At 75.4% G+C, this 14,197-nt stretch carries 11 protein-coding genes; 5 read left to right on the top strand and 6 right to left on the bottom strand.

Annotated features, from left to right (window positions below):
* Positions 1-267 precede the first annotated feature (267 nt).
* From MUK52_RS10910 to MUK52_RS10895, 4 genes are all read left to right on the top strand, one after another.
* Positions 268-453 (top strand): SPOR domain-containing protein, encoded by a 186-nt coding sequence (locus MUK52_RS10910; RefSeq protein ID WP_114053989.1) that lies wholly within the window; start codon positions 268-270, stop codon positions 451-453.
* Positions 454-482: 29 nt separating this feature from the next.
* Positions 483-920 carry a (deoxy)nucleoside triphosphate pyrophosphohydrolase gene (locus MUK52_RS10905; protein WP_114053990.1) on the top strand — a complete coding sequence of 146 codons (438 nt, stop codon included), beginning with the start codon at positions 483-485 and terminating at the stop codon, positions 918-920.
* Between the two features lie 196 nt (positions 921-1,116).
* A complete protein-coding gene (locus tag MUK52_RS10900) occupies positions 1,117-1,545 on the top strand; it encodes an ATP-binding protein (protein WP_114053991.1) in 429 nt (142 codons plus the stop codon).
* A 149-nt stretch (positions 1,546-1,694) separates the two neighbouring features.
* Entirely contained in the window at positions 1,695-4,316 is a 2,622-nt protein-coding gene (locus MUK52_RS10895) for a SpoIIE family protein phosphatase (protein ID WP_428985388.1), read from the top strand.
* A gap of 31 nt (positions 4,317-4,347) precedes the next feature.
* On the opposite strand, the gene MUK52_RS10890 is transcribed toward MUK52_RS10895, so the two are convergent.
* The 6 genes from MUK52_RS10890 to MUK52_RS10865 form a co-directional block, all read right to left on the bottom strand.
* The gene (locus tag MUK52_RS10890) at positions 4,348-5,067 is read right to left on the bottom strand and encodes a PspA/IM30 family protein (RefSeq protein WP_114053993.1); all 720 of its coding nucleotides are present in this window, start codon (positions 5,065-5,067) and stop codon (positions 4,348-4,350) included.
* 91 nt (positions 5,068-5,158) lie between these two features.
* Positions 5,159-7,303: a TPM domain-containing protein gene (locus MUK52_RS10885; protein WP_428985389.1), complete on the bottom strand. Its 2,145-nt coding sequence runs from the start codon at positions 7,301-7,303 to the stop codon at positions 5,159-5,161.
* An 82-nt stretch (positions 7,304-7,385) separates the two neighbouring features.
* Complete coding sequence (locus MUK52_RS10880; protein WP_114053994.1) at positions 7,386-8,165, bottom strand: succinate dehydrogenase/fumarate reductase iron-sulfur subunit; 780 nt, start codon at positions 8,163-8,165, stop codon at positions 7,386-7,388.
* Complete coding sequence (locus tag MUK52_RS10875; RefSeq protein ID WP_284575779.1) at positions 8,162-10,063, bottom strand: fumarate reductase/succinate dehydrogenase flavoprotein subunit; 1,902 nt, start codon at positions 10,061-10,063, stop codon at positions 8,162-8,164. Before MUK52_RS10875 ends, MUK52_RS10880 begins: the two co-directional genes overlap by 4 nt.
* 1 nt (position 10,064) lies before the next feature.
* Positions 10,065-10,886 carry a succinate dehydrogenase subunit SdhC gene (gene sdhC / locus MUK52_RS10870; protein ID WP_284575778.1) on the bottom strand — a complete coding sequence of 274 codons (822 nt, stop codon included), beginning with the start codon at positions 10,884-10,886 and terminating at the stop codon, positions 10,065-10,067.
* Between the two features lie 135 nt (positions 10,887-11,021).
* On the bottom strand, positions 11,022-11,249 hold the full coding sequence (locus MUK52_RS10865; protein ID WP_114053997.1) for an Rv0250c family protein: 228 nt from the start codon (positions 11,247-11,249) through the stop codon (positions 11,022-11,024).
* A 363-nt stretch (positions 11,250-11,612) separates the two neighbouring features.
* On the opposite strand from MUK52_RS10865, the gene MUK52_RS10860 reads away from it, so the two are divergent.
* Positions 11,613-13,925, top strand: a complete 2,313-nt coding sequence (locus MUK52_RS10860; protein ID WP_284575777.1) for an ABC transporter family substrate-binding protein — start codon at positions 11,613-11,615, stop codon at positions 13,923-13,925.
* Positions 13,926-14,197 lie beyond the last annotated feature (272 nt).

The following is a 14,197-nucleotide window of genomic DNA, read 5'->3' as shown; positions in this document are numbered from 1 at the left end:
CGCCCCCGGCGCCGCCCCTGCCGCCCCGCGGCTCCGCAGACCAGGCCGGTCCGGCCCGCTGCCGGGCCCGCGTGCGCCGGTCCGCAGCCGGCGCGCACGGCTCACTCGTACGCATGGCCGGATGCGTACGCCTGCAAGGTATCTCTTCGTAAAAACCTGTATCCGCTCAGTAAAGGTCGGGCGTAAGCTCCGGCATATGCACCATGCGGTTTCCCGGGCCGGCGGACCGGCTGCCCGGGCACGTGGATCGGCGGAGGGTGAAACGCGATGAACGACAGCGGTGCCCTGCTTCCGTGGCTGGTCATACGTCAGGACGACAACGGCAACCGCTACCGGGTGGGCCGGTACCCCACCCGGGCCGAGGCCCAGAAGGTGGTCGAGAGCCTCGACCACCGTGGACACGAGCAGCTCTACTGGGTCGAGCGGATCGGCCAGACCGCCACGACGAACTGAGCATCACGGCAGTGGCATAGGCTCCGCCCATGACGGATCGAGTGGTCGTGGGCGGAGCCCTGTGCCGTGCGGGCCGCCTGCTGGCCGCCCGCCGCAGCGCGCCCCCCGAACTGGCGGGCCGCTGGGAGCTGCCCGGGGGCAAGGCCGAACCGGGCGAGTCCGCCCCCGACGCGCTGGTCCGCGAACTGCGCGAGGAGCTCGGCGTGCACACCGAGCCCGTCGAGCGCATCCCGGGGGAGTGGCCGCTGCGGCCGGGACTCGTCCTGCACGTGTGGACCGCCCGCCTGCTCGCCGGGGAGCCCGAGCCGCTGGAGGACCACGACGAACTGCGCTGGCTCGCCCCCGACGAACTGGCGTCGGTGGACTGGCTCGACCAGGACCGCCCCGCCGTCGCCGAGATCGGCCGCCGGCTGCGCGCCGCGCACGCCGCCGAGGAGGGGGCCGGCGGCACCCGGGCGGCGCCCTGACCCGGAGCACACCGGGTCGCACGGGGGCGCGCACCGCTCGTGCGCTCGGCCGTCCGCGCCACAGTGCGCCGGGGCATGCAAGTCGGGTGGTACGCCGCCACGATTATCGGGTATGTCGCTATTGGTCCTATTTGCGTAGTGAACCTCCAGGCGTCGTCCCCGCCGGACCGGACGGCCGCCGCCCCCGGCCCGGGAAGTGATCGGCGTGATCGACACAGACGGCGAATGCGCCGAATGGGCCTTCCCTGCCGAGCCCGGCGCGGTCCGCACCGCCCGCCACGCCGTGCGCGGCACGCTCCACTCCTGGGGGCTGGAGTCCGTCGGCGAGGTGACCGTCCTGCTGGTCAGCGAGCTGGTCACCAACTCGCTGCGGTACGCCTCCGGCCCCATCGGCGTCCGACTGGAACGCCGCAAGCAGGTCGACGGGGACCCCTCGCTCGGACCCGCCCTCCTCGTGGAAGTCTCCGATCCGCTTCCGGATCCGCCCCGCGAACGCGCCGCCGGAGCCGACGACGAGGGCGGCCGGGGCCTGTACCTGGTGGCCGTCTCCGCGCGCCGCTGGGGCACCCGCCACGGCAAGTCGGGCAAGACCGTGTGGTTCGAGTTGGCTCTTCCTGGTGAGTAACAAGGTGGAGGGTGGCTGACGATCACCGGGCATGGCTCGAAACAGTCGGGACCTTTTCGTGATCGGGGACGCCGTGCCGTCCGGGGCCGCGGTGCTGAATACTTCGGTCATGGCCGGTCCGGTTGCGGTGAGCTGGAGGGGACGGTCGCGTGAGCGAGATACCTGCGCAGGCACATCAGGCACGTGTGCCGGGGGAGGCGTGGCACGACTCCCTGTGGCACAGCAGCCCGCCCGGCTCGCTGTACGACCACGTCAAGGCCGCCTCCTTCTCGATCGGACCCGACGGCCTCATCGACCAGTGGAGCCTGCGCGCCGAGGAACTCTTCGGACTGGCCGCCGCGGAGGCCGTCGGCCGCGACCCCGTCGACGCCTTCATGCCGCCCGGCCTCCGCGCGGGCGCCCACCGCCGCGTCGCCGAGATCCTCGACGGCAAGGAGTGGACGGGCCACGTCCCCTTCCGCATCCCCGGCGGCGCCGGCGCCCACGGCATCGCCGAGATCTACGTCATGCCGACCCTCACCGAAGCCGCCGAGCGGGCCGCGCTGTGCCTCGTCGTCGACGTACGCGCCCTGCGCAGCATCGAATCCGACCTCGCCGCCTCACAGGCCATATTCGGCCAATCTCCCTTCGGCTTCCTCCTGTTCGGCACCGACCTCACCGTGCAGCGCGCCAACCGCCGCTTCGCCACCGTCTTCGGCGGCAACGCCGAGGAGCACCGCGGCCGCACCGTCCACGACTACCTCCCCCCGGAGGAGGCAGACCGCATGGCCGAGGCCCTGCGCCGCGTCCTGGAGACCGGGGAGTCCGTCACCGACCTCCAGATCAGCGGCGCCGCCCCCGGCAGCCGCGAGAACCGCCACTGGTCCATCAACCTCTACCGCCTCCACGGCGGCAGCGGCCGGCCCATCGGCGTCGCCGGCCTCGGCACCGACGTCACCCGGCGCCACCTCGCCGCCCGCGAAGCAGCCGGCGTCCGCCGCAACCTCGCCCTCCTCAACGAGGCCGGGCACCGCATCGGCAACTCCCTCGACCTGGAGACCACCGCCCGCGAACTGCTCGACGTCACCGTCCCCGGCTTCTGCGACCTCGCCGCCGTCGACCTCTACCAGGGCCTCCTCCTCGGCGACGACGACCGGCCCGCCCGCCCGCAGGGCCCCGGCGTGCCCTCCCTGCCGCCCGGACTCGGCGCCGGCCGCGCCCCGTCCGCACCGCTGCGGCGCGTCGCCTTCTCCTCCGCAGTCTCCGGCGCCCCCCTCTCCGGACCGGGCACCCCCGTCGCCGTCGGCGACGTCCACCGCTACCCGCCCGCCTCGCCCGGCGCGCTCGCCCTGCGCACCGCACGGCCCCGCCTCATCGAAAGCGGCGGACCCGACGACCTCGTCCAGTCCACCCTCGTCGTGCCGCTGGTGGCCCACGACACCGTCGTCGGCCTCGCCCAGTTCTCCCGCACCAAGGGCAGCGAGCCCTTCGGCGAACGCGACCGCGCCGTCGCCGTCGAACTCGCCGCCCGCGCCGCCGTATGCATCGACAACGCACGCCTCTACCGGCGCGAACACGAACGCGCCCTGATCCTCCAGCGCAGCCTGCTGCCGCCCGGCGACCCGGAGGCCGCAGGCCTCGACATCGCCTGCCGCTACCTCCCCGGCAACGCCGCCACCGAGGTCGGCGGCGACTGGTTCGACGTCATCGAACTGCCCGGCCACCGCACCGCCCTCGTCGTCGGCGACGTCATGGGCCGCGGACTGCGCGCCGCCGTCGCCATGGGCGAACTCCGCACCGCCGTGCGCACCCTGGCCCTGCTCGACCTGGAGCCCGCCGAAGTCCTCGCCGCCCTCGACGAGATCGCCCGCGGCCTCGGCGCCCCCGGCGGCTCCCAGCAGGCGTCCCGGGCCGCCCTCCACTCCCGCGACGCCGACCGCTCCGAGGTCTACCTCGCCACCTGCGTGTACGCCGTCTACGACCCGGTCACCCGGCGCTGCACCATCGCCAACGCCGGCCACATGCCCCCGGTCCTCGTCGAACCCGCCGAGCCGGGATCCGCCCCCCGCGCCGGACTGCTGCTGGAGGTGCCGCCCGGCATGCCGCTCGGCGTCGGCGGCGAACCCTTCGAGGAAGTCGAGGTCGACCTCCCCGAAGGCGCCCTCCTCGCCCTCTACACCGACGGCCTCGTCGAGTCCCGCGACCACCCCCTGGAGGAGGGGCTGCGCGGGCTGCGCCACGCCCTCACCGACCCGGCGCGGCCGCTGGAGGACATCTGCGACCACGTCCTGAACACGCTCGACACCCGGCACGGCGAGGACGACATCGCCCTCCTCATGGCCCGCGTCCAGGGGCTCCCCGTCGACGCGGTCGGCGACTGGCACCTCCCGCGCGACGCCCGCTCGGTGGGCCGCGCCCGGGAACTCGCCCGCGCCAAACTGCCCGCCTGGGGCCTCGAAGGGCTGCTCGACACCACCGAACTGCTCGTCAGCGAACTCGTCACCAACGCCCTGCGGTACGGCGAGGGCGACATCCGGCTGCGGCTGCTGCTGGACCGCACCCTCGTGTGCGAGGTGTGGGACGCCAACCTCGTCCAGCCGCGCCGCCGCCGCGCCCGCGACACCGACGAGGGCGGGCGCGGCCTGCAGCTGGTCGGCCTGCTGTCGGCGGGCTGGGGGACCCGGCGGACCCACCGCGGCAAGACGGTCTGGTTCGAACTCCCGCTGCCCGGCGCCTCCGCCGAACCGGAAGGCGGACTGTCGGCCGAGCAGCTCCTCGGCCTGTACGGCTGAACCGGGTGCGGGCCGGGCCGGAGCGGGCCGGTCAGGCCGGGCCCGCGGACTTCAGCGCCGCCAGCCGGGCCTCGACCTCCTCGGCCCGCGCCAGCCCGTCCAGCGCCTCGAACTGTGCGTCCAGGGAGGAGGCCGCCAGCTCCTCGCGGCCCAGCGCCCGCGCCTCCTCCCGCCGCACCTTGTCCTCGAAGCGGCCCAACTCGCTCGTCGGGTCCGTCACGTCGATGCTGCGCACGGCGTCCAGCATCCGGTTCTGCGCCTCCGCCGTCCGCGCCCGCGCCACCAGTTCGTCCCGCTTCGCCGTCAGCTCGGCCAGCTTGCCCCGCATGGAGTCCAGCCCCTCCCGGAGCCGGCCCGCCACCTCCGACTGCGCGGCGATCACCGGCTCCGCGTCGGCCGCCTCCCGCTCCGCCCGCAGCTGCCGCTCCAGCGCCACCCGGGCCAGCCCGTCGAAGCGGTCCGCCTCCGCCGCCGACCCGGCCGCCCGCAGCCCGTCCGCCCTGCGGCTGGCCGCGAGCGCCTTGCCGCCCCACTCCGCGGCCGCCGCCACGTCCTCGTCGCGGTCCGCCTCCAGCAGCCGCAGGCCGCCGAGGACCGTCGCGACGGCCTGATCGGCCTCCGAGATGCTGTTGGTGTAGTCCCTGATCAGCTGGTCCAGCATCGTCTGCGGGTCCTCCGCCTGGTCCAGCAGGGCGTGGATGTTGGCGCGCGCCAGCAGGGCGACGCGGCCGAGGACGGTCTGCTTGCTCATCGGTCCAGCGCTCCTCGGGTCGGGACGGGAGAACGAAGGGGACGGGGCGGGCGCCCCGCGGCGCACGCGGCGCACCGGCGTGCGGGGAGGCTCAGAAGCGGCCCCCGCCGCCCATCCGGCCGCGGGTGCCGCCCCCGCCGAACGAGCCCGGCCCGCCCCCGCCGCCGCCGAACACCCCGCCCCCGCCGAAGCCGCCCGGGAAGCCGCCGCCGTATCCGCCGCCGTACCCGCCGTGGCCGCCGCCGCGCAGGATCCCCCCGAGGATGATCCCGCCCAGCACCGCCCCGCCCATGCCGCCCCGCCCGCCGCCGGGCCCGCCCGGGCCGCCGTACGGGTCCCCGTACTCCCGTACGTCCCGCTCGGCCAGCTCCTGCGCCTGCCGGGCCAGTCCGTCCGCCTGCTGCGCCTCCGCCAGCGCGGCCGGCGGGTCCGGCTCGGCCAGCGCCTGCGCCCGCTCCAGGTGCCGGCGCGCCTCCGCCAGCCGCGTCCGGGCCTCGCTGCCCACCGCGCCGCGGGCCGTCACCACGTAGTCCGCCGCCGCCCCGATCGCGCTGCGCGCCGTCAGCAGCGCCCGGTCGAGCAGCGCGGCCGCCCGCCGCCGGCCCGACTCCTGCTCCCGGGCCCCCGCGAGGGCCTCGTCCAGGGCCGCGTCAGCCTCCTCGATCCGGCGCAGCGCGTCGAGCGGGTCGTACCGGCCGGCCGCGACCTCCTGCCGCACGGCGGCCGCCACCGCCTCCGCCCGCGCGATCCGCCCGCCGAGGTCCCCGGCGGGCGTCCCCGCCGCGGCCGCGGCGAGCAGCCCGCGCGCGTCGGCGAGGTCCGCGTCGGTCTCCGCGAGCGCCCCGGGCAGCTTCCCCGCGGCCTCCGCGAGCTCCTGCGCCCGCCGCTCCACCGCGTCCACCAGGATCGCCGCCTGGTCCACGGCCCCCTCGGCGGCCCGTACGTGCACGGCGGCCCGGCCGGTGTCCCCGGCCCCGACGGCGGCCCGCGCCGCGTCGAGCTGCTCCCCGGCGAACGCCAGCCGGTCCCCGGCCCGTTCGGCGTGGCCGGCGACCGGCCCGGACGCGGAGTCGGCGTACCGGCCGCGCAGCGCCGTCAGCGTCGCCGCGGCCGTCGCCGTGCGCCCCGCGAGGTCCCGCGCCCGCTCCTGCGCGGCGGCCAGCGCCTGCGGGGCGTTGCGCCCCAGGTCGCGCAGCCGGTCGAAGTCCGCCGCCTCCGCGTCCAGGCGCCGGTTCGCCTCGCTGCACCGGGCCACGATCTCGTCGAGCATCCGCCGCCGTGCCGCGTCGTCCTCCGGGTAGGCGTCGTCGAGCTGCTGGCGCAGCCGGAACGCGGCCGTCAACTCGCCCTCCGCGAACTCCACCGCCCGGGTGAAGGGGGCCACCGCCTCGTCACCGAACTCGGCGGCCGCGAAGCCGAGCTCCTCAGCGGACGTGCGGACCGCGTCGTCGGTCTCCACCAGCAGCGCCCGCGCCCGCGCGTCGAGCTGGAGCAGCGGCACCGCCGTCGCCGTCGCGGGCTGCGCGCCCCAGCCGGTCGTCGTCCGGTCGCCGCCCCGCCCGGCCCCGCGGCGGCGCCGGGAGTACGCGTACGCGGCGAGCGCCCCGGCCGCGCCGACGGCGACGACCGGGAGCACCAGGTCCCCCGCCCAGCCCGGGCCCGACCCGCCGCCGCCCGGGTCCGCCGGGCCCGGTGTGATCGGCGGCGGCGTGACGGGGCGGCCGGCCAGCACCGCGTCGTAGCCGTCGGCCGCGCCGATCGCCGCGCCCGCCCAGTCGTCGGCGCGCAGGGCGGGCTCGACGGCCTCGCGGGCGACCTCCGCCAGCTGGTCCTCGGTGAATCCGGAGGCGGTGTCGGCCGAATAGCCGTACTGCCGGTCGCCGGTCGCCACCGCGAGGAGCAGGTCGTCCCGCCCGAGGCCGTTCCGCTGCGCCGTGGCGTCGGCCCAGCCCTGCGGGGAGCGCCCGGAGAAGTCCCGTACGTACGCCACGAACAGCTGGATGCGGCGGCGGTCGTACAGCCGGTCCAGCGCGGCGGCGACCTCGGCCTCCCGGCCGCGCAGCGCCCCCACCCGGTCGGTGACCTGGCCCTGCTCCGACAGGCTGACGGGGTCCTCGGCCCGGGCGGCAGGCGCCCCGGCCACCGCGCAGCAGCCAAGGGCCAGCAGCGCGGCACCCAGCGCGAGCCCGGCCCGGGGGCCGGGCCTCCCGGCGGGGGTGCGTCTCGACGGGGTCACGCAGGGAGCGTATGACCGCCTCCGGGACGCCGCGACCGCAGCGCCGCCGCCCCGCCCGGCGGCGGGAGGGGCGGCGCAGGGCCTACTCGGTGTCGGGGCGGCGCCGGAGGATCCTGTTCCCCAGCCACACCAGGGGGTCGTACTTGCGGTCGGCGGCCCGCTCCTTCAGCGGGATCAGCGCGTTGTCGGTGATCCGGATGCCCTCGGGGCAGACCTCCGTGCAGCACTTGGTGATGTTGCAGTAGCCCAGCCCGTGCTCCTCCTGCGCCGTCCGCCGGCGGTCCAGGCCCGCCGCGGCCGCCGCGTCCAGGGGGTGCATGTCCAGCTCGGCGACGCGCATCAGGAAGCGCGGTCCGGCGAAGGCCTCCTTGTTCTCCTCGTGGTCGCGCACCACATGGCAGGTGTCCTGGCACAGGAAGCACTCGATGCACTTGCGGAACTCCTGTGAGCGGTCCACGTCGACCTGCTGCATCCGGTACTCGCCCGGCCCGACCCCCTGCGGCGGCACGAAGGCGGGCACCTCGAGCGCCTTGCGGTAGTTGAACGACACGTCCGTCACCAGGTCGCGGACCACCGGGAAGGCCCGCAGCGGGGTGATCACGACCGTCTCCGCCCGGTCGAAGACCGACATGCGGGTCATGCACATCAGCCGCGGCCGCCCGTTGACCTCCGCGCTGCACGACCCGCATTTGCCGGCCTTGCAGTTCCAGCGCACCGCCAGGTCCGGGGCCTGGGTGGCCTGGAGGCGGTGGACGACGTCCAGGACCACCTCGCCGTCGTGCACCTCGACCGTGAAGTCCCTCAGGTCCCCGCCGTCGGCGTCGCCCCGCCAGATCCGGAAGCGGGCGTCGTATGTCGTCACGCGGGGAGCTCCTCTTCGGCCAGGTACTTGACGAGTTCTTCCCTATCGAAGAGCGCGAGCAGGTCGGGGCGGATGGGCTCGGTGCGGACCCGCTCCAGCCGGATCCGGCCCGCGGCCGGGTCCGGCGGAGGCGGCTCGACCGGGCGGCACAGCAGGTTCACCGGCCGCCAGCTGCGCTCCATCGCCGGGCAGTCCTCGCGCGTGTGCCCGCCGCGGCTCTCGGTGCGCTCCAGGGCCGCGCGGGCCACGCACTCGCTGACCAGCAGCATGTTCCGCAGGTCCAGTGCGAGGTGCCAGCCGGGGTTGAACTGCCGGTGCCCCTCGACGCCCGCCCGGGCGGCCCGCTCCCGCAGCAGGGCCAGCCTGCGCAGCGCCTCCGCCATCTCGTCCTCGCGGCGGATGATGCCGACGAGGTCGTTCATCGCGCTCTGCAGCTCCTGGTGCAGGGTGTACGGGTTCTCCGCGCCCTCCCGCGCGTGGAACGGGGCCAGGGCCTCCGCCGCGGCGGCGTCCACCTGCTCCGGGGAGGCTTCCGGCCGCGGGCCCGGCGCCGCCGCGAGGGCCGCGGCGTGCAGTCCGGCCCGCCGCCCGAACACCAGCAGGTCCGACAGCGAGTTGCCGCCGAGCCGGTTCGAGCCGTGCATGCCGCCGGCGACCTCGCCCGCCGCGAACAGCCCGGGGACGCCCTGGGCCGCGGCCGTCTCGGAGTCGACCGCGACGCCGCCCATCACGTAGTGGCAGGTCGGCCCCACCTCCATCGGCTCGGCCGTGATGTCCACGTCCGCCAGCTCTTTGAACTGGTGGTACATGGACGGCAGTCGCCGCTTGATCATCTCGGGCGGCATCCGCGTCGACACGTCGAGGAAGACCCCGCCGTGCGGGGAGCCGCGGCCTGCCTTGACCTCGGCGTTGATGGCGCGGGCCACCTCGTCGCGGGGGAGCAGCTCGGGCGGGCGCCGGTTGCCGTCGGGGTCCTCGTACCAGCGGTCGGCTTCGTCCTCCGTCTGCGCGTACTTGTCCTTGAAGACGTCCGGGACGTAGTCGAACATGAAGCGCCTGCCGTCGCTGTTGCGCAGCACCCCGCCGTCGCCGCGCACCGACTCGGTGACCAGGATCCCCTTCACCGACGGCGGCCACACCATTCCCGTCGGGTGGAACTGCACGAACTCCATGTTCAGCAGGGGAGCGCCGGCGAGCAGCGCCAGCGCGTGCCCGTCGCCCGTGTACTCCCAGGAGTTCGAGGTGGTCTTGAACGACTTGCCGATGCCGCCGGTGGCGAGGACCACGGCCGGGGCCTCCAGGACGAAGAAGCGGCCGCTCTCCCGCTCGTAGCAGAAGGCGCCCGCGACGCGGCCGCCGTCCTTCAGGACGCGCGTGGCCGTGCACTCCTGGAAGACCTTCAGGCGCGCCTCGTGGTCCCCGTGCGCGGCGAGGTCCTCCTGCTGGAGGGCGGTCACCTTCTGCTGGAGGGTGCGGATCAGCTCCAGGCCCGTCCGGTCGCCGACGTGCGCCAGGCGCGGGTACTCGTGCCCGCCGAAGTTGCGCTGCGAGATCCGGCCGTCCGGGGTGCGGTCGAAGAGGGCGCCCCAGGTCTCCAGCTCCCAGACCCTGTCGGGGGCCTCCCGGGCGTGCAGCTCGGCCATCCGCCACTGGCCCAGGAACTTGCCGCCGCGCATCGTGTCGCGGAAGTGCACCTGCCAGTCGTCGCGCCCGTTGACGTTGCCCATGGAGGCGGCGATGCCGCCCTCCGCCATCACCGTGTGGGCCTTGCCGAACAGGGACTTGCAGACCACGGCCGTACGGGCGCCCCGCTCGCGTGCCTCGATGGCGGCCCGCAGGCCGGCGCCGCCCGCCCCGACCACGACGACGTCCCACTGCTGCCGGTCGACTTGGGCCATGTCAGAAGATCCTCGGGTCGGTGAAGGCTCCGGTGGCGAGCAGGTACACGTACAGGTCGCAGGCGGCCACGCTGACGAGCGAGGCCCAGGCGAGCTGCATGTGGCGGGCGTTCAGGCGGCTGACCCAGCCCCACAGCCGGTAGCGGACGGGATGCTTCGAGAAGTGCCTCAGGCGGCCGCCCATGATGTGCCGGCAGGAGTGGCAGGACAGCGTGTAGGCCCAGATGAGGACCGTGTTGAGGAGGAACAGCAGCGTCCCCGCCCCCATGTGGCCCCACGCGTAGTCCGCGTCGCGGAAGGTGAGGACGGTGTCGTACGTGAGGATCGCGGCGACCGGGACGGCCGCGTAGAAGAAGTAGCGGTGCAGGTTCTGCAGGACCAGCGGGAAGCGGGTCTCCCCGGTGTACCGGGAGTGCGGCTCGGCGACGGCGCAGGCGGGCGGCGAGGCCCAGAAGCCCCGGTAGTAGGCCTTCCGGTAGTAGTAGCAGGTCAGCCGGAAGCCGAGCGGGAAGACCAGGATCAGCAGCGCGGGGGACAGGCCCCACCAGCTGCCGACGAGGTCGAGGTTGGGGCCGCCGCGCATCTCCTCGCAGTTCTCCGCCAGGCAGGGGGAGTAGAAGGGGGAGACGTAGGGGGCCGCGTAGTAGTCGGCGTTCGCGAAGGCCCGCCACGTCGAGTAGGCGACGAAGGCGAGCAGCCCGGCCGCGGTGCCGGCGGGTGCCAGCCACCACCGGTCGGTGCGCAGGTGGCGGGCGCGGATCGCGGCGCGGGAGGCGCCGTGGACGCCGGACGGTGGGCGGGGAGGTCGGGTGCCTGTGGCCAAAGGGGACTCCGGGTGGAGTGGTCGGGGGTGGCCCGGGAGGCCCGGCCCGCGGGGGGCCGGGCCCGGGGGTGTGCGGCGGGGCACGGGCGGCGGCGGGCCGGCGGCGGCCGGCGCGCGCGGGGCGCCCGCGGGCGGTCAGGGAGCCCGGCGGCCGCGGGCGCCGAGGCCCTCGTCGTCGCTGTCGGTCCACAGCGCGCTGTCGTACGGGGCGTCCGGGATGGCCACCATCGGGAGCGGCTGCGCGGCCGCAGGCCGGGCGCGTTCAGGCGGCTGCGGCGCGGTCCGCCGCTCCAGCTGCTCCACCTTGCGCGCCAGCTCGTCGAGGCTGCGCCGGACGGCATCCAATTCGTCCTGCTGGGACATGACTTGCCCTCACTTCCGCGGGTAGCGGCGGCAACGTTCATGTGCGCCTGCGAGTGTCGCGCCTCCCGTCCCCGGTTGTGAAGGGGACGTGCACCGAATAGAGGCGCGCAGGCGCGATCCGTGCGCCCCTGCCCGCGCCCTCTCCCATCCCCCTCCCGGGCGAACGGCCGCCCCGCCGGCACCGGAATTGGTCCGCACGGGTGGGCTTCGCGGCGTGGCGGGGGCCGGCTGCCGGGGGCGCGCGGGGCGGTCGATTTCAGTGTGTCTCGGCACCCGGTGTGATCAGCCGCAAATACCGCCAAACGTGATCAAACCGCCGGCCCGCCGTCTCACGTCGTTCACGCCCGCCCGGAGGTGGCACCCATGTCCCGTAGAAGGCGCAGGCCCTTGGCGCTCCTGACCTCGGGAGTCCTCGCACTGCCGCTGCTCGCGGGCTGCGGCTCGGGCGACGACGCCGGCCCCGCCGCCGCGGGGCCGGACATCGCGCCCACCGCGCGCGAGAAGGTCGCCGACGGCGGTGTGCTGCGCTGGGCCGTCGACAGCCTCCCGGACACCCTGAACACCTTCCAGGCCGACGCCGACGCCACCACCGGCCGGATCGCCGGCGCGGTGCTGCCCCAGCTGTTCACGATGGACGCCAAGGGCCGCCCGGTGGCGAACCCGGACTTCCTGGAGAAGGCGGAGATCGTCGAGCGGGAGCCCAAGCAGGTCGTCCTGTACAAGCTCAACCAGCAGGCCGTCTGGAGCGACGGCCGGGAGATCGGCGCGGCCGACTTCGTCTCGCAGTGGCGGGCCCTGAGCGGCAAGGACTCCGCGTACTGGACCGCCCGCAACGCCGGCTACGAGCGGATCGAGAAGATCGAGAAGGGGAAGACCGACCTGGAGGTGCGGGTCACCTTCCTCAAGCCGTACACCGACTGGCGCTCGCTGTTCTCCCCGCTCTACCCCAAGCAGGTCACCGGCACGCCCGACGCCTTCAACGAGGGCGCCCGCGGCACGCTGAAGGTGACCGCGGGCCCCTTCAACCTGGGCGCCGTCGACAAGAAGACCGGCACCGCCGCGCTCACCCGCAACCCCCGCTGGTGGGGCCGGCCCGCCAAGCTGGACACCCTCGTCCTGACCGCGGTGCCCCGGGCCGAGCGCCCGGCGGCCCTCGCCGCCGGAAAGGTCGACATGGCCGAGGTCGACCGGGCCGGCGCCGACCGGATCGAGCGGGCCCGCAAGGAGGCGGGCACCCCGGCCGGCGCGGCAGGCGCCCCCGCCCCCGAGGCGGACCCGGCGGCCGCAGCGGCCGCGGCGACGCTGTCCTGGGCGGCCGCCCACGGCACCGACGAGGCGAAGGCCGCCGCGGAGGAGGAGCTGCGGGCGAAGGCCCAGGAGGCCGCCGCCCGCTACCCGGCCGAGCAGGCGGCCCTGCGCAACTTCACCGTGCGCCGGTCGCTGGAGCCCGCCTACACGCAGCTCGCCCTGAACGGGGCCTCCGGCCCGCTCGCCGACGAGCGGGTGCGCCGGGCCGTGGCCCGCGCCCTGGACCGCAAGGAGCTCGCCGAGCTCGTCCTCAAGCCCCTGGGCCTGCCGGCCCGGCCGGTCGGCAGCCATGTGGCGCTGGCCGGGCAGCGGGCGTACGCGGACAACAGCGACGCGCTCGGCGGCCAGGACACGAAGGCGGCGCAGGCGCTCCTCGCGGACGCCGGGTGGCGCCGGAACGGCCGGATCACCGAGCCGGCCGGCGCCAAGGCCGGCCCGGAGGCCGAGCCGCAGGACGACGGGAAGACGCCGTCCGCGGCGTCCGGCCCCGGCACCGGAAACGACGGCCTGTACATCGTGGGCCAGGACGACGGCCGCAACGGCGAGGCCCGCGGCACGGCGGCCGACCAGCCCTCCCCGGTCCTCGCGCCCGCCCCCTTCGCAGCGCAGCAGAAGGCGGTGCTGCTGGCCCAGGCGGCCGCGCTGTCCGCGGCGGCGGCCGGGACGCCGGCCGACGCCAAGGGCGCCCCGCAGCGCGCCGAGGACGCCGACGAAGCCGACGGAGCCGACGGCGACGCCTCGCCCGCCCCCGCCCCGGCGCAGCAGACCCGCACTTCCGGGTCCATGCTCGCCAAGGACGGCAGGATGCTGACGCTGCGCTTCGTGGTGCCCTCCGGCCCCGGCTCGGAGGCGCTGCGCACGGTCGGGGAGCGGATCTCGCAGATGCTCCGCAGGGTCGGCGTCAACACCGAGACGACGAAGGTGTCGGACGAGAGCTTCTTCAAGGACCACGTCGCCTCGGGCCAGTACGACCTCGCCCTGTACTCGTGGCCGGCGACCGCCTACCCGGCGACCGACGCGCGCCCCATCTTCGCCAAGCCGGAGCCGGCAGCCGACGGCTCGCTCATGGTCGAGCAGAACTACACGCGGGTCGGGACCGACCACATCGACCAGCTGTTCGACCAGGCGGTCGGCGAGCTGGACGAGGAGGCCTCCCGGGAGCTGATCCGCAAGGCCGACGCCCGGATCTGGGCGGCCGCCGGCTCCATCCCGCTCTTCCAGCGGCCGCAGCTGGTGGCCGTCAAGCCGAACGTGGCCAACGCGGGCGCCTTCGGCATGGCCGCCCCCCGCTACCAGGACATCGGGTGGAAGAAGCCCGCGAAGGCGGCCGGGACGGACAGCGGGGAGGCAAAGGAGAAGAACCGGTGACAATCCGGTGTACCCGGGGGTGACCCGCGGGTCACAAGCTCAGAAGTGACTCAATTCCCTTGCCCGCCGGATCCCCGGCGGGCAAGGTCGTGGATACCCGTTGACCCGCGGCAGTACCCGTTCCACCACGGCCGGAGCCCCCACCCCGCATCCCGGCCGGTCTCAGTCGTACGGCCTCTTGACAGACCCCCCGGCGGGCGGTTCCCGCCATCCGACGTAGGATGGGGTAAGGCCGTGGCAGGTTTTCCTCCCGGCCAGGGCGCGCGTGCCGG

It is taken from the genome of Streptomyces sp. 2P-4 (assembly GCF_030167965.1).
Taxonomy (GTDB): Bacteria; Actinomycetota; Actinomycetes; order Streptomycetales; family Streptomycetaceae; genus Streptomyces; species Streptomyces globosus_A.
Note: the sequence above shows the minus strand (reverse complement) of the source record. Positions and strands in the feature narration are given on the sequence as shown.